The sequence below is a fragment of the Pantoea eucrina genome (assembly GCF_020079945.1).
GTDB classification, from domain to species: Bacteria; Pseudomonadota; Gammaproteobacteria; order Enterobacterales; family Enterobacteriaceae; genus Pantoea; species Pantoea eucrina.
In genome coordinates this window covers 2,898,012-2,918,346 of the sequence record NZ_CP083448.1, presented here as the reverse complement: position 1 = coordinate 2,918,346, position 20,335 = coordinate 2,898,012, and the positions used below count along the sequence as shown (strand labels likewise).

General features: G+C 55.8%; 15 protein-coding genes and 1 pseudogene. 14 read left to right on the top strand and 2 right to left on the bottom strand.

Features of this window, described 5'->3' with window-relative positions; all coding sequences use genetic code 11:
• Nucleotides 1-106 precede the first annotated feature (106 nt).
• The gene (locus tag LAC65_RS13790; protein ID WP_039380486.1) at nucleotides 107-820 is read right to left on the bottom strand and encodes a purine nucleoside phosphorylase YfiH/LACC1 family protein; all 714 of its coding nucleotides are present in this window, start codon (nucleotides 818-820) and stop codon (nucleotides 107-109) included.
• 931 nt (nucleotides 821-1,751) lie between these two features.
• Here LAC65_RS13790 and LAC65_RS13785 point away from each other — a divergent pair.
• Together LAC65_RS13785 and LAC65_RS13780 are read left to right on the top strand one after the other, a co-directional pair.
• The gene (locus LAC65_RS13785; protein ID WP_039380484.1) at nucleotides 1,752-3,227 is read left to right on the top strand and encodes a SulP family inorganic anion transporter; all 1,476 of its coding nucleotides are present in this window, start codon (nucleotides 1,752-1,754) and stop codon (nucleotides 3,225-3,227) included.
• 220 nt (nucleotides 3,228-3,447) lie between these two features.
• Nucleotides 3,448-4,866 (top strand): GGDEF domain-containing protein, encoded by a 1,419-nt coding sequence (locus LAC65_RS13780; protein WP_039380482.1) that lies wholly within the window; start codon nucleotides 3,448-3,450, stop codon nucleotides 4,864-4,866.
• Nucleotides 4,867-4,873: 7 nt separating this feature from the next.
• Here LAC65_RS13780 and ddlA read toward each other — a convergent pair whose 3' ends face one another.
• The gene (ddlA, locus tag LAC65_RS13775; RefSeq protein WP_039380480.1) at nucleotides 4,874-5,968 is read right to left on the bottom strand and encodes a D-alanine--D-alanine ligase; all 1,095 of its coding nucleotides are present in this window, start codon (nucleotides 5,966-5,968) and stop codon (nucleotides 4,874-4,876) included.
• 413 nt (nucleotides 5,969-6,381) lie between these two features.
• Between ddlA and LAC65_RS13770 the strand changes: the two are divergent.
• The 12 genes and pseudogenes from LAC65_RS13770 (at nucleotide 6,382) to LAC65_RS13715 (ending at nucleotide 20,335) form a co-directional block, all read left to right on the top strand.
• Nucleotides 6,382-7,086: pseudogene (locus LAC65_RS13770) on the top strand (MgtC/SapB family protein).
• 332 nt (nucleotides 7,087-7,418) lie between these two features.
• The gene (gene tssB / locus LAC65_RS13765) at nucleotides 7,419-7,916 is read left to right on the top strand and encodes a type VI secretion system contractile sheath small subunit (RefSeq protein ID WP_039380476.1); all 498 of its coding nucleotides are present in this window, start codon (nucleotides 7,419-7,421) and stop codon (nucleotides 7,914-7,916) included.
• Nucleotides 7,917-7,948: 32 nt separating this feature from the next.
• Complete coding sequence (gene tssC, locus LAC65_RS13760) at nucleotides 7,949-9,496, top strand: type VI secretion system contractile sheath large subunit (protein WP_039380475.1); 1,548 nt, start codon at nucleotides 7,949-7,951, stop codon at nucleotides 9,494-9,496.
• 14 nt (nucleotides 9,497-9,510) lie between these two features.
• Nucleotides 9,511-10,848 carry a type VI secretion system baseplate subunit TssK gene (gene tssK / locus LAC65_RS13755; RefSeq protein ID WP_039380472.1) on the top strand — a complete coding sequence of 446 codons (1,338 nt, stop codon included), beginning with the start codon at nucleotides 9,511-9,513 and terminating at the stop codon, nucleotides 10,846-10,848.
• The gene (gene tssL / locus LAC65_RS13750; protein WP_071669200.1) at nucleotides 10,845-11,495 is read left to right on the top strand and encodes a type VI secretion system protein TssL, short form; all 651 of its coding nucleotides are present in this window, start codon (nucleotides 10,845-10,847) and stop codon (nucleotides 11,493-11,495) included. The genes tssK and tssL overlap by 4 nt, the downstream gene beginning before the upstream one ends.
• Entirely contained in the window at nucleotides 11,495-13,195 is a 1,701-nt protein-coding gene (locus LAC65_RS13745; RefSeq protein WP_052246454.1) for an OmpA family protein, read from the top strand. Before tssL ends, LAC65_RS13745 begins: the two co-directional genes overlap by 1 nt.
• Nucleotides 13,161-13,652: an Hcp family type VI secretion system effector gene (locus LAC65_RS13740; protein ID WP_039380468.1), complete on the top strand. Its 492-nt coding sequence runs from the start codon at nucleotides 13,161-13,163 to the stop codon at nucleotides 13,650-13,652. The genes LAC65_RS13745 and LAC65_RS13740 overlap by 35 nt, the downstream gene beginning before the upstream one ends.
• A 54-nt stretch (nucleotides 13,653-13,706) precedes the next feature.
• A complete protein-coding gene (locus LAC65_RS13735) occupies nucleotides 13,707-14,015 on the top strand; it encodes a hypothetical protein (protein ID WP_039380466.1) in 309 nt (102 codons plus the stop codon).
• 135 nt (nucleotides 14,016-14,150) lie between these two features.
• Nucleotides 14,151-16,754: a type VI secretion system ATPase TssH gene (gene tssH / locus LAC65_RS13730; protein WP_203025504.1), complete on the top strand. Its 2,604-nt coding sequence runs from the start codon at nucleotides 14,151-14,153 to the stop codon at nucleotides 16,752-16,754.
• A gap of 6 nt (nucleotides 16,755-16,760) precedes the next feature.
• A complete protein-coding gene (locus LAC65_RS13725) occupies nucleotides 16,761-17,408 on the top strand; it encodes a hypothetical protein (protein WP_071669203.1) in 648 nt (215 codons plus the stop codon).
• A gap of 33 nt (nucleotides 17,409-17,441) precedes the next feature.
• The gene (locus tag LAC65_RS13720; protein WP_139239687.1) at nucleotides 17,442-17,678 is read left to right on the top strand and encodes a hypothetical protein; all 237 of its coding nucleotides are present in this window, start codon (nucleotides 17,442-17,444) and stop codon (nucleotides 17,676-17,678) included.
• A gap of 116 nt (nucleotides 17,679-17,794) precedes the next feature.
• Nucleotides 17,795-20,335, top strand: coding sequence for a type VI secretion system Vgr family protein (locus LAC65_RS13715; protein ID WP_039380462.1), 2,541 nt, complete (start codon nucleotides 17,795-17,797; stop codon nucleotides 20,333-20,335).

Below are 20,335 nucleotides of genomic sequence, written 5' to 3'. Positions count from 1 at the left end.
AGTGGAGATTCAGAAGGAAGCGCCAATCTCGCCGCCTGGAGCCGCGGCTCTGCTGACGCTTAGCGCGCTTATCCACGGGCCGGCTGCTCACAGGGCAGCAAAGCGATTAACGACGGCGGATCCACGAAAAGCGCGACTGGTATCCACTACTGAAGTGGGTATTGCGCCGGTAGCTGGATCCCGCCTCGGCCATACAGTAGGTACATACGTTGACCGCATCAATCTGTGCCGGCCCGAGTCCGCGCTCTAGCAGGATGCTGCGCGCCAGCCCGGGCAGGCTGAACCACGCCCCCTGCTGCTGCGCCTGCGCCTGCGCACGTACCGCCTGCGGATTCACGGGTTGCTGATGCGTCCACTGCAGCGGCGGCAGATCGCTGCGCTGCTGCATCTGGCGGATACGATCCTCGCCCAGCTCATAACAGCAGGGGCCAATGGCCGGACCGATAGCGACGCAAAGCGTATCGATACTCGCGCCGCGTGCCAGCAGGGCATCCAGCGCGCTTTGCAGAATTCCGCTAAGCGTGCCGTTCAGCCCGGCATGGATCGCCGCCACCTGCTGCTGCACGGGATCGGCAAACAGCACCGGCAGGCAGTCGGCAGTATAAACCGCTACCGGACGGTTATCTTCAGCAATCACACCGTCAGATTCACAGCTTTTTGGCGGCCGGTTTTGTCCCGATAACACCACGCGGGCGCTGTGACGCTGATGTCCGTAAGCGGCAGCCTCAGGTGCAGGCAGACCCGCAGGCTGAAAGGCATACTCCAGCCATGTCAGGCTATCCAGCAGCGCTGAACGCGGACCGCAGATTTTACTCTCCATACTTCTCTCCTGTGACCTGAACGTAACCGGCGACTGCGCACAGCTTACGTTAACCGGTACGTTTTTACAGCGCTCCGGCAGATATCTTTCTCATCACGGCTAACGTCATGCGTTCAGCTTATAGCTGCCCGTATCAAAGCGCTGTGTTTCACGATGGCCTGCGCTGAGATTGCCGGGCAGAGCCGGAGTAACTGCATAAAAGAGTGGAACGGTAAATAATTTGACCACTGAAAAAACACCCGGCGGCGCAGGGGATTACGTTTTACCGTCAGAGCCACGCATATTTACATTTTGCGTTAGCTGCCAGGCGCTGGCGGCATTTCATGATATATAACCTGATTTTACGCCAGCGATGAGTGGATAATTTTGATGTTTTCCGGGTAATACAGATTATTGCGCTAAGCATTAATTTTAATAACTAAGAACTATCCTGGTTATAGTGCGATTATTAGCCAGCGCGGTGCACGCTGCTGCCAGATAATATGTATATTTTTGTCAGCCAGCTTCTTGCGTTATTTTTTATAGATTTTTATCCATTGAAATATAACCGCTTTAACTAATTATCCTCTTTTAAATATGCTTGCTTAAACTGACTTATTAATTACCTTTCCTGACTTTTATTTTACAAAACGGCTGCCGTCCCGCGGCGTTAAATAATAAAGATGCAACTTAAATCTTAAGCGGCTATAACCAATTTTTGTGAGGTGAAGCTGCTTTGTCTCCGCTGCGGAGGTTTACGGCCTCCTGCTCAGAGGGCATTTATTATCTGCAAATCAGATACGCAGGCATAAAGAGAAGATGATTGTGATGATACAAAAACCGTTATCAGTGAAATATCGCGGCGCCGTTTTACCCTGTCATGAGCACCGCTCAGGCTATGTTAAATACCCTCTGCGTCATCTGTACCGCAATCAGCTAAGGAGCATGTGCCATGAACGTTAAAACACTGCGGCAGGATATTCCGGCCGGGCTGGTGGTATTTCTGGTGGCGCTGCCGCTTTGCCTGGGCATTGCTCAGGCCAGCGGTCTGCCGCCTTTCGCCGGTCTGCTTACCGGTGTAATTGGCGGGCTGCTGGTAACCGCGCTGAGTCCGTCGCGCTTTGCGGTCAGCGGCCCGGCAGCAGGGCTGGTAACGATTGTGGTGGCGTCCATCCAGACGCTGGGCAGTTTTTCTGCTTTTCTGACCGCGCTGATTCTGGCGGGTGTCCTGCAGTGCCTGCTGGGCCTGCTGCGCGCCGGGCGGTTTATCGCGCTGGTGCCCGGCAGCGTGATTAAAGGCATGCTGGCCGCAATCGGCATTTTGCTGATTATGCAGCAGATCCCGGTGGCGCTGGGCGCAGCCGGAGAGGGCGGGCTGGGGGCGCTGATGTCAGGCAATGTAGCGTTCTCAGCCAGTGCTATTGGGGTAGCAGCCGCGGGCCTGCTGACGCTCTGGCTCTGGACCACGCCGCTGGTTAAGTCAGTCAGGGTGCTCAGCTGGATCCCCGGTCCGCTGGTGGCGGTGCTGATTGGCTGTATGGCAACCTTCGCCGGAGACCGGCTCTTTCCGGCGCTGGGCGACGGGTTACCGCGTATCGTACTGCCTGCGTTTGACAGCCTTAGCGCGCTGGCCGCTGAACTGGAAACGCCGGACTGGCTGGCGTGGCAGAATCCCGCCGTCTGGGTGGTAGCGGTTACGCTGGCGCTGGTCGCCAGCCTGGAGACGCTGCTCAGCCAGGAGGCGCTGAAAAAACTGCGTCCGCAGTATCCTGCTCCCTCGCCTGATAAGGAGATGTTTGCGCAGGGAATAGGTAACTTAACGGCAGGCTTACTGGGCGCAATGCCGATTACCGCCGTCATTGTCCGCAGTTCGGTGAACGTCAGCGTCGGTGCACAGAGTAAACTCTCAATTCTGATCCATGGCGTCCTGCTGCTGGTCTGTGGCCTGTGGTTCAGTTCGCTGCTCAACGCGATCCCGCTGGCCAGCCTGGCCGCTGTGCTGCTTTACACCGGCTACAAGCTGGCGACGCCGCGCCTGTTTGCTGAGCAGATCCGGATGGGGTGGGCGCAGTCGGTGCCTTTTCTGGCCACGATTGGCGGCATCATCCTGCTGGGGATGCTGGCCGGTATTTTCCTCGGGATCGCCGTGCAGATCCTCTGCAGCATCTATCAGAGCCACCGCAATGCGCTGCAGCTCACCCGCCATGACGATCACTATGTGCTGCACTTTCATCAGAACCTGACGTTTATGCATAACCCTAAGCTGCAGGGCGTGCTGGCAGAAATTCCGGAAAACAGCCTGGTGATTGTGGAGCAGGGTAACGCGGAATATCTCGATCCGGATGTGAAAGCGGTTCTGCGCGACTTTGGCGAAAATGCGCCGGAGCGGGGCATACGGCTGAGCCAGTGGCCGGTAGCCGTTAAGTAGGTGATTATGCCCGGCAAAAATCGGATATCACGGGTAGACGGTTTTTGTTCGGGCGCGGCATAATCGGCGGCAGAACGTCTGCAGGCCGGATGCCTTAGCCAGCCGAACAGGAGAGTAAACCCGAACCTGTTCGCTGAATTGGCACCGCACGATCTGATGTTCAATAAAAGGGGGTGCCACTGCAACGCGGCAACGATTTCAGGTTACAGGATGCGGATGAATGCGCGTTTCGCTGTTTGATGAACATAACGATAAGAAAAATGCTCTCACGCTTTTCTTGATTACGCTCTTTTTCTGTTTTCTTGGCAGCCACCTGCGGGTCCCTGAAGAGTTTTCACTGTTCTGGCCTGTTAATGCGCTGATTGCCGGGCTGATTGTCCGTCAGCCTTTTCTGCATACGCCCTCCACTTATCTTGTTGCTCTGGCCGCGATGATTTTTAACGACACGGTATTTTCAGGCTGGGCGTTTGCTGCTGTCACGATCAATATCGCCAATATTCTGTTTACGCTTGTCGCGGTCTGTATGCTGATCAGACCGCTGCAGACACCGGCTGCCAGCAGTCAGGTCGTCAATGCGATGCGCATTTTTCCCGCCTGTTTACTCGGGGCCGCTGCCTGTGCGACCTGGGGCGCCTGGGCGCAGGGCATCGATTTCAATGCGCGCTTTGTGGTCGCATGGGCTGACTGGTTCAGCGAACAGATCTCGACCTCGCTGATGCTGCTGCCCGTTATGCTGGCCCGCCCGCTGCGCAGCGTCTCTCTGCGTCAGCTGCTGACGCCGGCGACGCTGCTGCCGCTGCTCGCCGTGGTGCTGTCGCTGACAGCGGGCGCGCTGATTGGCGGCGCCGGCAGTCTGACCTTTCCGGTGCCGGCGCTGATCTGGTGTGCGATTGTGCTGCCTATGCCGGTCACCAGCGTGGTGATCCTGCTGACCGGTATTACAGAGATTGTGCTGGTTTCTCACGGCGTGATGAATATTCAGGGTAACGACGCGCTGTTGCCGATTGGCCACCTTACGTCGGCACGCCTCGGGGTGGCGACCGTTGCGCTGAGCCCGCTGCTGGTGGCGGTCAGTATGGACGCTATCCGTCAGCTTAATCAGCGTCTGGCGCTGCGGGCAAACGTCGATGTGCTGACGCAGCAGCTGTCGCGCTCCGGCCTGTATGAACAGCTGAAACAGATGCCGTTTTCTCTGCAGCGCCATACCGGCGTGATCATGCTGGATGTCGATTACTTCAAAACCATTAACGACAACTTCGGACACGACGCCGGTGACAGCGTGCTGGAAGAGATTGGGCGACGTATCCAACAGGTGGCGCAGCAGCAGGGCATGATCTGCCGCTTTGGCGGCGAAGAGTTTGTGATTGTGGTGTTTGATGCCGTGCCGGAACAGCTCTACCGGCTGGCGGAGTCCGTGCGCCAGGCGCTGGCGCGCGAAAAGTTCTGGATCAAAGGAAACAGCGTGACGGTGACGGCCAGCATGGGCCTGGCGTGGGATTGCGCGCGGCACGAGCGGGAGTGGCCGGAGGTGATCAACCGGCTGATTTCTGCAGCAGATAAACATCTCTATAGCGCCAAGCGCAACGGACGTAACCAGGTGGCGCCCGCCGCCGCGCTGAGCGCCAGTCATGTGGCCTGAGCGCCGCTTACATCGTGCTGGCTAAGCGCTGACGCTGCTGATGTCGCGCCTGCGCCAGCTCAATCAGGCGGCTGATCAGATCGCGATAACTCAGATCCGCCGCCTGCCACAGCTTGGGATACATGCTGATATTGGTAAAGCCGGGCAGGGTATTCACTTCGTTCACCACGATCTCGTCGCGATCCGTCAGAAACACATCGACACGCGCCATGCCAAAACATTCGAGCGCTTTGAAGGCGGCCAGCGCGGTTGCCTGAATAGCCGCGCTGTTTTCCCGGCTGATGTTTGCCGGCACTACCACCTGCGCACCGCTGGCGTTGATATATTTGGTGTCATAGGCGTAGAACGCATCCTGCACCACTACTTCTCCGCACGGGCTCGCTTCCGGCGCGTCGTTACCCAGCACCGCACACTCAATCTCACGCCCGTTAATCCCTGTTTCAATCAGGATTTTGCGGTCAAAACGAAACGCTAAATCGGCAGCAGCGTTAAACTCAGCGGCATCGGTAACTTTGCTGACGCCCACCGACGATCCCTGATTAGCCGGTTTGATAAACAGCGGCAGGCCCAGCTGCGCAATGACCGCTGCCGCGTCCAGCGTGTCGCGCTCTGCCTGGGTCACGCTGATCCACGGCGCAACGCGAAGGCCGGCATCACGCAGCAGACGCTTGGTAAAATCTTTATCCATGCTCACTGCGGACCCCAGTACATCCGAGCCGACAAACGGGACATCCGCCATGCGCAGCAGCCCCTGCAGTGAGCCATCTTCCCCCTGCGTACCGTGCACAATCGGAAAAATGACATCCAGATGAGGCAGCGGCTCCGCCTGCTCACAGCCGATAAACTGCGCCCGCTCGCCTCCGGGTATCAGCGCCACGGCTTCTCCCTCCGGGTGCAGCGCAATGCGCGCCGGATCCGTAGCGTTGAGCAGAAAGCGGCCGGCGTCATAGCGCCGCCAGCGGCCCTGTTTATCAATGCCCAGCAGCACCGCGTCATATTTCTGCGGGTCCAGCGCATCCAGAATATTTTTTGCTGATTGTAATGAGACTTCATGCTCAGCAGATTTGCCGCCGAAGACAATCCCTACGCGCTGTTTTGCCATTGTTTCTTATCCGATTGCAGTTAAGCGAGCAGCTAAGATAGCACGCGTATTCCGGGTCAGGGGAGCGCAAATCGCATCAGAACGGCGCGCCTGCTGCCGTGCTCGCGCTGTTGCAAAAAACGGTCAATCATCCCTAAACAGACGGGAAATCAGTTTGATTACGCGACTTTCTGTGCTTAAAATCGCGGCGGTTTACTTAACAGGAGCACTCTCTTGGACAACTGTCCCAAACGATCGCAAAAGGCGTCCGCGCTAAGATAGTGTTCCCGCTGTCTTAACCGCGCGTTGAGATGGCGTATTCCCTCCCGAATGGCCTCTGTTCATCTGCTGCCTCACGTGCAGCACGTCGCCCGCTGCGATCCATTCTTTCATTCTGAGCTGTTGTCAGCGTCTGCTGACATGCGGAGGATAAAATGGACTGGAAAATTTTCCTGCTGCGGGTGACTGCAGCACTGATTCTGGGTGCGCTGATCGGCAGCGAACGCCAGCTGCGGCAGCGCATGACCGGCCTGCGCACCAACGCGCTGGTCAGCACCGGTGCCTGCCTGTTTGTACTGATGACGCAGAGCGTACCTGGTATTGCCCATGACGCATCGCGCATCGCCGCCTACGTGGTCTCCGGCATCGGCTTTCTCGGTGGCGGCGTGATTATGCGTGATGGCCTGAACGTGCGCGGACTCAACACCGCTGCCACGCTCTGGTGCACGGCGGCAGTAGGGGTGCTGTGCAGCATGGGGCTGCTGCTGGAGGCGGCTATCGGCACCCTGATCATCCTGTGCGCTAACATTCTGCTGCGCGAACTGACGCGGAGCATCAACCGTCAGACGCTGGTGCCGGCCGCCGAAGCGGTGCAGCACTATACGGTGCAGATCACCTGCCTGGCGCAGGATGAGGTGCAGGTACGCAGCCTGATGCTGCACAGTTTAGGCAACAGCGATCTGCGCCTGCAGTCGCTGCAGAGTGAAGATATCGACAGCTCGTAGCGCATGATGGTCAGCGCCGAAGTGCTGGGTAAGCCCAATCTGACCCAGCAGCTGGAAAATCTTGTCAGCCGCATCAGCCTGGAGAAGGGCGTCAGTGCGGTGCGCTGGCAGGTGTGCGGTATGGAGCGCGATTAAAAGCGTCTGGTTTTACCTGCTTGTTAATTACATCGAGGAACTGTTCCATAAAACAACAGTTAAAAGATAGTGATCAAGTTAACTGCGCAGAGGTCTCATAACCTGGCGGAATGAAAAATACAATCGATTAATTTTCAGATAAATCTGAACAATGTTTTAAAAATCAATTTCAATGACTTAAGTCGAATTTTCGCTTTTTTTCTATATAAATCAATTATAAGAATTTAACCCACGCGGTTGATTTATTAATCCGGCCTATTTTATATTCACGCCATACCCCTAAGGAAGCAGAGGGGTTATCTGTTTTTTTCGCCATTTTTACAGGAGTAAATATGAGCAATTCTTATCAAAACGAGATCCCTAAAGCACGTATTAATCTGCGCCTTGACCTGCATACCGGCGAGGCACAGAAGAAAACTGAGCTGCCGCTGAAACTGCTGGTGACAGGCGATTTCAGCAACGGCAGAGATAAGCGTGTAGTTTCTGAACGCGAAAAAATCAGCGTCAACAAAAACAACTTTGACAGCGTGCTGAGCGAGTTTTCACCTGCGGTACATTACGCTGTACCAGACGCCGTCGCCGCTGACGGTAGCGAACAACAGGTCAGCCTGACATTTCGCAGCATGAAGGACTTCGAGCCGGAACAGGTTGCCCGTCAAATCCCGCAGCTCAATGTGATGCTGGCCATGCGCAACCTGCTGCGCGATCTGAAATCCAACCTGCTCGACAATGCGACCTTTCGCAAAGAGTTTGAAACCATTCTCAGAGATCCGGCCCTGAGCCGTGAACTGCGCAGCGAGCTTTCTGCCCTCGCCAGTAACCACGACTGAATTCTCCCCTTAACGGACTAATACGAGAGACAATCCTGATGTCAGTTCAGAATGAAACCCTGTCTGCGGGCAGTGCCGCCGTGCCGCAGCGCCCGGCAGCGGAGGGCGTTTACGCCTCGCTGTTTGATAAAATTAATCTCAATCCGGTCTCTGAACTCAGCGATCTGAACGTCTGGCAGGATAGTCAGGCGCTGTCAGACGCCTCGGCCGATGAGCGCGTTACCGCGGCCATACAGGTGCTGCTTACCCGTCTGAAAAGCAGCAACACACAGGTTGAGAAACTCGACAAGCATCTGCTGGATCACCACATTGCTGAGCTTGATGCGCAGATTAGCCGTCAGCTGGATGCAGTGATGCACCATGAGGCGTTTCAGAAGGTTGAGTCGGTGTGGCGCGGCCTTAAATCCCTGGTAGATAAAACCGACTTTCGTCAGAACGTGAAGCTCGACGTGCTGGACATATCGAAAGATGACCTGCGCCAGGATTTTGAAGATGCGCCGGAGATTGTCCAGAGCGGTCTCTATTTGCAGACCTACGTTGCCGAATACGACACGCCAGGCGGTGAACCGATTGGCGCAGTCATTTCAGCCTATGAGTTTGATGCATCCGCACAGGATATCGCGCTGCTGCGCAACATCTCTAAAGTGGCAGCCTCTGCGCATATGCCGTTTATCGGTTCAGCAGGTCCGGCGTTCTTCCTGAAAGACTCCATGGAAGAGGTCGCGGCCATTAAGGATATCGGCAACTACTTTGATCGCGCTGAGTACATCAGGTGGAAATCTTTCCGCGAAACCGATGATGCCCGCTATATCGGCCTGACCATGCCGCGCGTGCTGGGTCGTCTGCCCTGGGGCCCCGACACCGTGCCGGTACGCAGTTTTAACTACGCGGAGGAGGTGAAAGGCCCGGACCACGAGAAATATCTGTGGGTAAACGCCGCGTTCGCTTTTGCCGCAAATATGGTGAGAAGTTTCATCAGCAACGGCTGGTGCGTACAAATTCGCGGTCCGCAGGCGGGCGGCGCAGTAGATGACCTGCCTATTCATCTTTACGATCTCGGCACCGGCAACCAGGTGAAAATCCCGTCAGAGGTGATGATCCCGGAAACCCGCGAGTTTGAGTTTGCGAACCTCGGCTTTATTCCGCTCTCGTACTATAAGAATCGCGACTACGCCTGCTTCTTCTCGGCAAACTCCACGCAGAAACCGGCGCTGTATGACACGGCTGACGCTACGGCAAACAGCCGTATCAATGCCCGCCTGCCCTATATCTTCCTGCTGTCGCGTATTGCGCACTACCTGAAGCTGATTCAGCGCGAGAACATCGGAACCACCAAAGATCGTCGCCTGCTGGAGCTGGAGCTCAATAACTGGATAAAAACGCTGGTGACGGAGATGACAAATCCGGGCGATGCGCTGCAGGCTTCGCACCCGCTGCGTGAAGCAAAAGTGGTGGTGGAAGACATTGAGGACAATCCAGGCTTCTTCCGCGTGAAGCTGTTTGCGGTGCCGCACTTTCAGGTGGAAGGCATGGACGTCAACCTGTCACTGGTATCCCGGATGCCAAAAGCGAAAGCGTAAGGCGGCCATCCGGAATGAAAATTTACCGTCCGTTATGGGAAGAGGGCGCGTTTCTGACGCCGCAGCAGTTCCAGCAGCAGGCGATGTGGGACGCGCATGTGGCCGGTACCGTCGCAGGTATGACGCTGGCTCATCCATGGGGAGTGCTGTGTGCAGAGTTCGATGACGGCGCGCTGGCACTCTCAAAACTGAATGCGACGCGCATTGCCGTCCGCTTTACCGATGGCACGCTGGTTGATACCCGCCTGGCTGATGCGCTTCCGCCAGTTTGTGACTTAACGAACGTCACAGATCGGGATTGTGTGGAGGTGGTGCTGGCATTACCGCTCATCAACGCAAGCGGCGGTAATCTGGTCAACGATGCCGAAAGCGAGCGTCCGCGCCGCTGGGTCGCCGCCCGGGAGCGCGTGCAGGAACTGGCCGGTCATGAGATCACGGAGATTGCGGTGCAGCGTTATGCCCTACGGCTGCGGCTGGCGCATCAGGAAAACGCTGCATATCTGACCTGTCCGGTAGCCCGTCTTAAGCGCAATGCGCAGGGAGAGTGGGTACGCGACGCGGCATTTATCCCGCCCATGCTGGCACTGACTGCCTGTCCGGCGCTGGTTACGGGGCTGGGTGACCTGCTGCACCGCCTGCAGGCGCGGCGTCAGCATCTGATGCAGCTGCGCCGCGAAAGCAATGAGCGTATGGCGGACTTTGCCGTATCCGACGTTTCTCTGTTCTGGCTGCTGAATGCGCTGAACAGCGCCGATCCGGTACTGACAGAGCTGCACCACGCGCCGTCACGTCATCCTGAACTGCTTTATCGCGAGCTGGTGCGGCTGGCAGGCAGCCTGCTGACGTTTTCCCTCAGCAATACGCCGGATGAGATCCCACGCTACCGGCATGAGCTGCCGGAGCAGGTTTTCCCGCCGCTCTTTATGCTACTGGACACGCTGCTGGAGGCGAGTCTGCCTTCCCGTGTTATCGCCATTGAGCTGGAGAATCAGGGCGTACTGTGGAAGGGAAAGCTGCACGATGCCCGTTTGCGCGAAGGGGCCGATTTTTATCTCTCTGTTCGATCGTCTCTGCCAAATCACGAACTTCAGGCGCGTTTTCCGCTGCTGTGCAAGGCTGGCAGCCACGCTGACGTTTCTGAAGTGGTGAATATTGCCCTGAGCGGTATGACCATCCGCCCGCTAGCCCATGTGCCTGCGGCTATTCCGCTGCGCCTTGAGAACCAGTACTTTGCGCTGGATCTTTCAACGGATGCGGCGAAGGCGATGCTTGCCTCCGGCGGCTGTACTTTTTATACCCCGGAATCGCTGGGTGAGCTGAAGCTGGAACTCTACGCGGTGCTGCGCTCATGAATAATCTTAACAAACTGACGGAACGACTCTTTTTTCAGGGCTGGCTGATGGTAAGCCAGCTGCGAGGCGGGCAGCAAATTGAAAACGGAGACGCGCTCTATCGTGAGGCGGTTAACTGGGTCAAGTCAGCCCGTGAAGCGCTGTCAGAAGCCGGAGTCAGCGAGGCCAGCTGCGACCATATGTTATATGCCTTCTGCGTGTTGCTGGATGAGGCGGTACTGAACCGGGGAGTTCAGGATGATGGCTGGGCTCGCTGGAGCCGTGATCCGCTGCAGGTGCGTTTTTTTGGCTCCCTGAACGGCGGGGAAGCGTTATGGGATCGCATCCGTACCGTGCTGCATGAGCCAGCGCCGGAGATCGCTGTCCTGACCTGCTTTTACCGCACGCTGCAGCTGGGTTTCGTCGGGCACTATCGCGCTCAGGATGATGAACGCCGTGAGGATGTGGTGAATGCGCTGGCTGCGCGGGTGCCGCCGTTTACGCTGCCGGAAGATGCACCGCTGGTTATCCGGCCCGCAGGTCTGCGCACCGGACGCCGCGTTTACTGGCTGAGCTGGGGAGTGGCCGTGATGCTGCTCGCCGGACTCTGGTTCGTGCTGGAGTCAGCGCTGGCAGATATGGTGTCGCACATTGCGGGGGCGCAGTAATGTTCCGACCCGATTCACGTCAGGGCCTGGTGCTGCTGGGGAGCGGACTTGCCCTGCTGCTGGTAGTGGAGTACTGGGGTCTGAAGCCGCTGAACAGGGCGATGTTCTGCGGACTGATACTGCTGGTATCTGCGTTTATTCTGTGGCGGTTGCAGCGGTCCACCTCTGACAGTCACTCTGCTGCAGATGCCAGCCTGCCACCTGAAACCTGGCGCCGGCCGGTGATCCTCGTGACAGGAGACACCGCGCTGCTGTTTGGCGATCGGGACCACCATGAGAGCGGGCAGGGATGGTATCTGAACGTTCGCCAGCCCGGTGAGTTATCCGCGCTGGCGGAACGGCTGGCTCTTCACTCTCCGTCACTGATGCCGCAGCTGTCAGTAATGCTGGCAATCGTCCCCGGACTGCACACCTCCGCAGAGATATTTACACAGCAGCAGTGCGTGTGGCTGCGGGCATTTCTGCAGTGCCGCCGCGTGCTGAACGGACTGCCGCCGCTCCGGACGGTGATATGGAATTCGTCCGGGGATAGCGGCACATACTGGTTCAGCCTGACGGCCGACCATCCAGAGCTGCAGTTTCATCCGGACAAACGTGCCCGCCTTTCACTGAGTGAATGGGCAGCACAGGATGCGCACTCTGTTCACCACGCGCTCAGGCTGCAAAGCGTGATGCAGTGGTATGCGGGGCAGTTTGCCGCTTCGCACTCAGCGCGCCCCTGCCAGATCGGTCTTTGCCTGACGCCGTCGCCGGCGCTGGCGGACAACCTGTGGCAGCAGCATGTTGCCGGGCTGACCACGCTTTCATCTGAAAACAACGAATCCCCGCTTTCACTACCGCTGCCGGATCGCCTTCTGTCCGGCCTGGCGCGGCGGCCGGGTATCAGCCGCTGGCTACGCAAATTGCGCATAGCTGGCCTGATGCTGGGTCTGTTTCTGGCACTCGCCATGCTTTTTTCTTTCATTCACAACCAGCGCCTCACACGCAGCGTGACCGATCACCTTGACCTGTGGCGCAGCCTGCCTGATGACGCCATTGCGGCGAAAACCCTTGCGCGCAATGCGCTTATCCGCGATCGCGCGCTGCTGGATGAGTGGCAGCGCAGCGGTGAGCCGATGCGGTTTGGTATGGGGCTCTATCAGGGCATGCGGCTGACCGCACCGGTGAATGCGGCCATACACCGCTGGGCACCGCCCCCGCCGCCGGCCCCGGTTATCCGGCAGGTCGTACAGGGGCCAGAAACGGTGCGCCTTGACATCCTGTCGCTATTTGAATCGGGCAGGGCAACGCTAAAAACCGATTCCGGCAAGGTGCTGCTCCACGCGCTGGTGAATATCAAAGCCCGGCCCGGCTGGCTGATTGTGATAGCCGGCCACACCGACAGTACCGGCAGTGCACAAGGTAATCAGCTGCTCTCACTGAGACGCGCCGAAGCCGTGCGCAACTGGATGCGCGACACCGGCGACGTGCCGGAGAGCTGTTTTGCGGTGCAGGGCTACGGTCATGACCGCCCGCTTGCCGCCAACAACACGGCGGCGGGGCGCACGCGTAACCGTCGCGTCGAAATCAGTCTGGTACCGCAGGCTGACGCCTGTCACGTAGCGGACGGACCCACCCGGTCATCGCAGGATGATGGCCATTCTCAATCTGAAAAGGAGCAATACCATGGCAATTCCGGTTTATCTGTGGCTGAAGAATGATGGCGGAGCGGACATCAAAGGGTCTGTAGATGTGAAGAGTCGCGAGGGCAGCATTGAGGTGGTGGCACAGGAGCATAACCTGTACATCCCTACCGACAACAATACCGGCAAGCTGACCGGCACCCGTATTCATACGCCCTTTCTGCTCACTAAAGAAATCGACGCGTCAAGCCCGTATCTCTACAAAGCGGTAACCACCGGACAGACTCTGAAATCGGCGGAGTTCAAATGGTATCGCATCAACGACGCGGGTCAGGAAGTTGAGTACTTCAACACAAAGCTTGAGAACGTGAAGGTGGTGAAGGTGAATCCGGTGATGCACGACACCAAAGATCCGGCAAAGGAGAAGCACAACCATCTGGAGCACGTTGAGCTGCGCTACGAAAAGATCACCTGGACCTATAAAGAAGGCAACATCATCCACTCCGATTCCTGGAGCGAACGCGCTACCGCGTAACTGATTCACCCTGCTCAGGGCGTTGTGCTCTGAGCACCTGCAAATGGAGGCGTTATGTCGCATCTCGCTAACTGGGCGACCAACTGGCAGAAAGATCCGCGTTTCAGCAAGAACTATACGGAACGCCTGATTGAAAAAGCGTGCGCCATCGATTCTCAGCTTAATGATGCTTATTGCAGCGGTACGCTCAAGGTGATTGCCGGACCACACCGGAAAGCGGGGCCAAATGGCGGCGGTGATGCCCGCTGGCATATGACACTGCAACCGGATACGGGCAGCTCCTGCTGGCACGTCATTCTGGATAACAGCGTCACCCGGCCAATTGATATCAATAAAAGAGAGCACCTCGGCCACAGTTTTTAACCCCTCTGTGGCGACACCTGTCGCCACGTTCAGTGAGCGTTTTTACACCAGCGCTCAGCCAATCCTGTTTTTAAGCCTTATGGGCCTCGGTGAACGGCCAGGGGCGGTAGCGTGCCTGAAACGGAGAGAAAATATATGGAACATGCGTCTGCAGCGCTGCTGCGCCGGCTTAACCCTTTCTGCGCGCGTGCGCTGGAGGCCGCTGCCTCACTGTGCCAGATCCGCGCACATGCAGAAATCTTACCTGAGCACTGGCTGCTTAAACTGCTGGAGCAGGGAGAAGGGGACATCACGGTCATCGCGCGTCGCTACGAGTGGGACATGGATGACGTCTGGCAGGATCTGCTGAGCTTTCTCAACGATCGGCCACGTCAGGTGTGTGGCCGGCCAGCGCTGTCGGCCCGTCTGCACCATCTGCTAAAGGAGGCCTGGCTGGCTGCCTCGATGGCCGGGGAGGAGCGTATCCGCAGCCTGCACCTGCTGCTCGCCATGGCCGATCATCACGGGCTGATGTGCTGTGCTGCACTCTGGCCGGTTCTTACCCTGGATCGGCCCCGGATAACGGCGCTGCGCCCGCTGCTGGATGCGCAATCGGATGAAAGCCAGGCGGAGCCGCAGCGTATACCGGATATCACCGTTCAGCCGTCCGATCTTCCCGGAGAAAAAAAATCCGCTGCCTCAGAGGCGCTATGCCGCTTTACCCGCGACATGACTGCTGATGCGCGCGACGGCAAGATCGACCCGGTATACGGGCGCGATAATGAAATCCGCCAGATGGTGGATATTCTCTCCCGCCGCCGCAAGAACAACCCGATTCTGGTGGGCGAGCCGGGCGTGGGTAAAACTGCGCTGGTGGAAGGGCTGGCGCTGCGCATTGCCGAAGGCAACGTGCCGGAGAGTCTTAGCACGGTCAGCGTGCGCACGCTTGACCTCGGTATGCTGCAGGCGGGGGCGGGCGTAAAGGGCGAGTTTGAGCAGCGCCTCAAAACCATCATTAATGAGATACAGCAGGCGGAGCAGCCGGTGCTGCTATTCATTGACGAAGCGCACACCCTCATCGGTGCCGGTAATCAGGCGGGTGGCGCAGATGCGGCTAACCTGCTCAAACCCGCGCTGGCGCGTGGCGAGCTACGTACCATCGCGGCTACCACCTGGAGCGAGTACAAGCAGTACTTCGAAAAGGACGCCGCGCTGGAGCGTCGCTTTCAGAGGGTAAAAGTTGATGAACCGGATGATGAAACCGCCTGCCTGATGCTCAGAGGCCTGAAATCGCGTTACGCAGAGCATCATGACGTACATATTAGCGATGCCGCCGTCCGCGCGGCCGTTACGCTTTCCCGGCGTTACCTGACCGGACGACAGCTGCCTGATAAGGCAGTAGACCTGCTGGATACCGCGAGCGCCCGCGTACGTATGAGTCAGGATACGGTGCCGGAAGCCATCACGCGGTTACGTGCCCGCACGGACGCGCTGAACGTTGAAAAACGCGCCATTCTGGATGATGAAGCGCTGGGCGGTCCCGTCCAGGCAGGGCGCATGCATGACATTCTAAGCGAGCTGGCCCGCGCTGAGGAACGCCTTGAACAGCTGGAGCTGCGTTACCAGGCCGAGCGCGAAATGATGGAGACGCTGCTGGCCTGTCGTCAGGACGCGACGCAGAACGTCAGGCGTGGCACGTTACACTCTGCCCTGCAGACGCTGCAGCAGGGTGAGCCGCTGATCACGCTGGACGTAGACGCGCGTACGGTAGCGGGCGTCATTGCCGACTGGACCGGCGTACCGATCTCTTCCTTAATGAAGAATGAGCAGACGGCGCTGCTGACACTGGAAAAGACGCTGGAAACCCGCGTGGCAGGCCAGCCGGCAGCGCTGAATGCCATCGCACAGCGACTGCGGGCGTCGAAAACCGGCCTGACCGCTGAGAACGGCCCGCTGGGCGTGTTTCTGCTGGTGGGCACCAGCGGAACTGGTAAGACAGAGACGGCGCTGGCGCTGGCTGACACGCTGTACGGCGGCGAAAAGTCGCTGATCACCATTAATCTCTCCGAGTACCAGGAGGCGCATACGGTGAGCCAGCTCAAGGGCTCGCCGCCGGGCTACGTGGGCTATGGTCAGGGCGGCGTACTGACCGAAGCAGTGCGCCAGCGCCCGTATAGTGTGATCCTGCTTGATGAGGTGGAGAAAGCGCACCGCGACGTGGTTAACCTGTTTTATCAGGTATTTGACCGGGGCTTTATGCGCGACGGCGAGGGACGGGAAATTGATTTCCGCAATACGGTTATCCTGATGACCTCCAATCTCGGCAGCGACGCGCTAATGCGGTTGCTCAGTGAACAGCCGGACGCCAGCGAGGCGGATCTGCAGCAACTGCTGCGTCCGATTATCCGCGACCATTTCCAGCCGGCACTGCTGGCACGCTTCCAGACGGTAATTTACCGCCCGCTGAGCCGTGACACGATGCGTATCATCGTTGAAACGAAGCTTGAGAAGGTCAGAGATCGCCTGCAGCGTCACTACGGCCTGCATACGGATATCACAGACGCGCTCTGTGATGCCCTCACCGCCGCCTGCCTGCTGCCGGATACCGGCGCGCGCAACGTTGACAGCCTGCTCAGCCAGCAGATTTTGCCGGTTGTGAGCAGGCAAATCCTCGCCTGGCAGGCGGCGGGCTCTTGTCCGCAGCAGCTATCTATGACGTGGACAGAAGATGAAGGTTTCGTGCTGGTGTTTAGAGAATAGTAACTTATGGACAGTACAAAAAAGATTGCCAGAGATATGCTTGATGCGATTAATCTTGATGACTCAGGACTATTGGTGAATTTCACCAAAGGATTTATTTCTTTTTCGGTGAGCATGGCTTACCTGAGTTATGATTACATAGATACTGAACATCGCAGAAATAACAGTAACGATAAATATCGGATAGCAGAGTTAGTTAAGCGGGGCGTTTTCAGAAAAGAGGTTGTTGAGAAAATCGTCAGCGTTTTTATTGATGATTTTACTTCAAGAATCAATTTTGAAAAGGTAAGGGATGTTGCAGACAAAACTGGCGTTAATATTATGGGCCGATTGTCTTTCTCCCATCTGACAGGTGTCAATCTGGGACGTGCTCTGACAGCTAATGCTACAAATGCTATATTCTCTGGCACGATAATTGGCTCACTATTATACCTTGGTAGCGAAGCATCGAGAGCAATTTATACATCAAGAAATCTTGAGTCAGCTAATCCGGTCATTTACTCCAGACTAAGACGCATGGGTAATCTGGATTTACTCTATTTTGTTGTTAAAGATACTGTTGCTCCCTTTGAAAGAGCCTGCAATATACATAAAGAAAACCCTCTTGAGTTTGACGAGTTATGTAGACATTTTTTTAATGGTTTAAAAGGTTAATTTTATCTGCCTGAGAGTATGGTAAGAGGAGTCATGAAAAATTCTTTGATAAAACGCATAGGCTTAACTTTGGCATCACTCGCTGTCAGGGCAATAGGCTCAATGCTGATGGCGACAGGTTTGGTTATGTCAATCTGGTATGTTTTCTTTTCAACTAGCGATTATCGCTATGTCATAATTGCTATTTTGTTCTTGCTGGTATATGCAGGTTATAGTTTGATTAAATTTAGCTTTGAAAAAATGCATAATGAATTTGATATTCACTATTAAGTTTTTCTCATGCGGAAATTTAATTATTTAAACACTTTAGCTGACCTGCGTTTTTCCACTGGCTATGAAAGCACACAGGCACCCCCGGTGGGAATTGATCTTATCATGGAGGATAAATGGTCCCTTATAATAACCTCATTAAATCTTCTCCGCTTTCACTCAATCGATTTCATCTGGAAATTCCTGACTGCCTCTTTCAAATGGATGTCGAAGAATTTGATGCTCAGGAGGGGTTGAGTGAAATCTATCGCTATACAATCAGGTTTACCAGTGACAAATCAAATATTCCTTCTCAGAAAGTGCTACGTAAACATATCTGGCTGTATATGTACGACATGCCAGGTGCGCGGGATAAAATGCTGCCTTTGAAAACGCGAAAAACTGTGCATGGCATTGTCACAGGTTTTCGACGCCTGCAAAGCTCCGTCGATCAGGTTTTGTATGAAGTGGAGATAAAACCCTTCATTGCATTACTTGATAAAAATTTTCGCACTCATCGTTTTTTTGTTAATAAATCCGTTACTGAAGTCGTTTCTCAGATATTAGCAGAGCATGGACTGGAGAGCTGGCAATATCAATTCAGCCTGAAGCGGGATTATCCGAGGCGTGAACAAATTAATCAGTATCAGGAAAGCGACCTTGCTTTTATCCAGCGGATATTAGCTGAGGTCGGGATTTTCTACTATTTCCGGTTGCAGGAAGAAGTATGTACTGAGGTTATTCATTTTGGCGATAGTCAGGCAGCATTTGAAGCGGGAAAAGTATTACTGTTCACCACACCCTCAGGCATGGAGGATGGAGGCATCGACTCAGTCTGGGGCTTAAACCAGCAGCATCATATTGTACAAAAAAGCGTGACGACGAAAGATTATAATCATCGCACAGCTCAGTATATTTTGCGTTCTGAAGAAGCAGATATGATGCGGGGGGATGGCGACAAAATAAATTACGGGAAGGCTTATCATTATCGCGCCCGACATCTTCAGGCAGGCGATAAAATGTTTCCCTCCGCAGAAACCGCCAACTTCTATGCGCAACTCGATCACGAACGGTTTCTGGCTGCTCAGTCTGTTATCGTGGGTACAAGCAGCGATCCTGGCCTTGCTGCAGGGCAGGTTATTACTGTAACCGATAATAATATTCCCCCTTCTTTGCCGGAACAGCTTCTCAATCCACTTGTTATGATCAGACTGGGGTTTGTTGCCAGCAGAAAGTCAGCAATGCGCGTAACGCTTAGCGCCGTTCCCTATAGTGAAACCCTCTGCTGGCGTCCCGATTTACTTGAACGCCCAAAAGTCAGCGGCACCATGACGGCGCGCGTGACCAGCGCAAAAGATAACGATATCTACGCCTGGCAGGATGCAGCGGGATTATACCGCGTGGTATTTGACGCCGACGAGGAGAGCCGGGAGCGCGGTCTGGAGAGCATGCCGGTGCGCCTGGCGAAACCGTACGGCGGCGATATGTACGGCTTCCACTTCCCGCTGATACAGGGCACCGAGGTAGCGATAGCGTTCCGCGAAGGCGATCCGGACCAGCCTTATATCGCGCATGCGTTACACGATTCAAGGCATGTCGATCACGTCACTGAAGAGAACAGCACGCGCAACGTCATCCGTACGGCAGGCTTTAACAAGCTGCGCATGGAGGATAAGCGCGGTGAGGAGCACATCAAGCTCAGCACGGAGTATGGCGGGAAGACGCAGCTGAATCTGGGGCATAACGTTGACGCGAGCAGGGTTCTTCGTGGTGAAGGGGCTGAACTGCGGACGGATAAGTGGGTAACCGTTCGTGGCGGAGCCGGTGTATTCATCAGTGCAGACAGCCAGCCATATGGCAGCAATAAAATGCTCTCCATGAAAGAAGCTGAGGCACAGCTTGAACATGCGTTGAGTATTGCCAGAAGCCTGTCAGGTGCGGCAGAAGGTGCACAGGCATATCCAGCGGATATTCAAAGCCAGAAATTAATGACAGACGCACTGACAGAACTGGTACAGCCGGGGATGGTATTGAATGCACCGCAGGGAATAAGTATCAGCAGTCCGGAAGGCGTACGCGTCTCCTCGGGAAGCGCCAGCGTAGGGATCGTAGCGCAAAAAAATGCTGATATCAGTGTGATAAAGCGCTTTACGGTAGCGGCAGGTGAAGCCATCAGTATGCTGGCACGTCAGGCTGGTATGAAACTATTTGCGGCGAAAGGAAAAGTTGAAATCCAGGCGCAGGATGATGCGCTGGACGTCATAGCGAAGAAAGATGTCACCGTAACCACCACCGAAGGTAAAATTAATATTACAGCAACAACGGAACTGGTCATTAACTGCGGCGGTGCTTACATCAGGTTAAGTGACGGAAATATTGAACTGGGCTGCCCGGGAAATATTCTGCTGAAATGTGCCAATGTGCAGAAAATGGGAGCAGCTTCTGTAGACACTCCTGCTCCTGAATTTCAAAAAGGCTATGGCGGTGTTTACTCCCTGACTGACGAAGCAGGCAATATTATCCCCCGGACTGAATATAGGGTAACAACTGCTGATGGGCAGGTATTCCATGGAGTGTCAGATGACAGCGGAAAGACGTTGCCGATATATACCGCAATGCCTGGGAAATTAAAAATTGAGATCCTTGGCACTGGCAATTCAGTAGCAGGGAGTAAATAA

Coding starts and splice junctions, on each gene's coding strand:
- LAC65_RS13785 (WP_039380484.1), top strand. CDS start 1,752: ATGAACGTTAAAACACTGCGGCAGGATATTCCGGCCGGGCTGGTGGTA.
- tssK (WP_039380472.1), top strand. CDS start 9,511: ATGAAAATTTACCGTCCGTTATGGGAAGAGGGCGCGTTTCTGACGCCG.
- LAC65_RS13780 (WP_039380482.1), top strand. CDS start 3,448: ATGCGCGTTTCGCTGTTTGATGAACATAACGATAAGAAAAATGCTCTC.
- LAC65_RS13735 (WP_039380466.1), top strand. CDS start 13,707: ATGTCGCATCTCGCTAACTGGGCGACCAACTGGCAGAAAGATCCGCGT.
- tssH (WP_203025504.1), top strand. CDS start 14,151: ATGGAACATGCGTCTGCAGCGCTGCTGCGCCGGCTTAACCCTTTCTGC.
- ddlA (WP_039380480.1), bottom strand. CDS start 5,968: ATGGCAAAACAGCGCGTAGGGATTGTCTTCGGCGGCAAATCTGCTGAG.
- LAC65_RS13725 (WP_071669203.1), top strand. CDS start 16,761: ATGGACAGTACAAAAAAGATTGCCAGAGATATGCTTGATGCGATTAAT.
- tssB (WP_039380476.1), top strand. CDS start 7,419: ATGAGCAATTCTTATCAAAACGAGATCCCTAAAGCACGTATTAATCTG.
- LAC65_RS13790 (WP_039380486.1), bottom strand. CDS start 820: ATGGAGAGTAAAATCTGCGGTCCGCGTTCAGCGCTGCTGGATAGCCTG.
- LAC65_RS13720 (WP_139239687.1), top strand. CDS start 17,442: ATGAAAAATTCTTTGATAAAACGCATAGGCTTAACTTTGGCATCACTC.
- LAC65_RS13715 (WP_039380462.1), top strand. CDS start 17,795: ATGGTCCCTTATAATAACCTCATTAAATCTTCTCCGCTTTCACTCAAT.
- tssL (WP_071669200.1), top strand. CDS start 10,845: ATGAATAATCTTAACAAACTGACGGAACGACTCTTTTTTCAGGGCTGG.
- LAC65_RS13745 (WP_052246454.1), top strand. CDS start 11,495: ATGTTCCGACCCGATTCACGTCAGGGCCTGGTGCTGCTGGGGAGCGGA.
- LAC65_RS13740 (WP_039380468.1), top strand. CDS start 13,161: ATGGCAATTCCGGTTTATCTGTGGCTGAAGAATGATGGCGGAGCGGAC.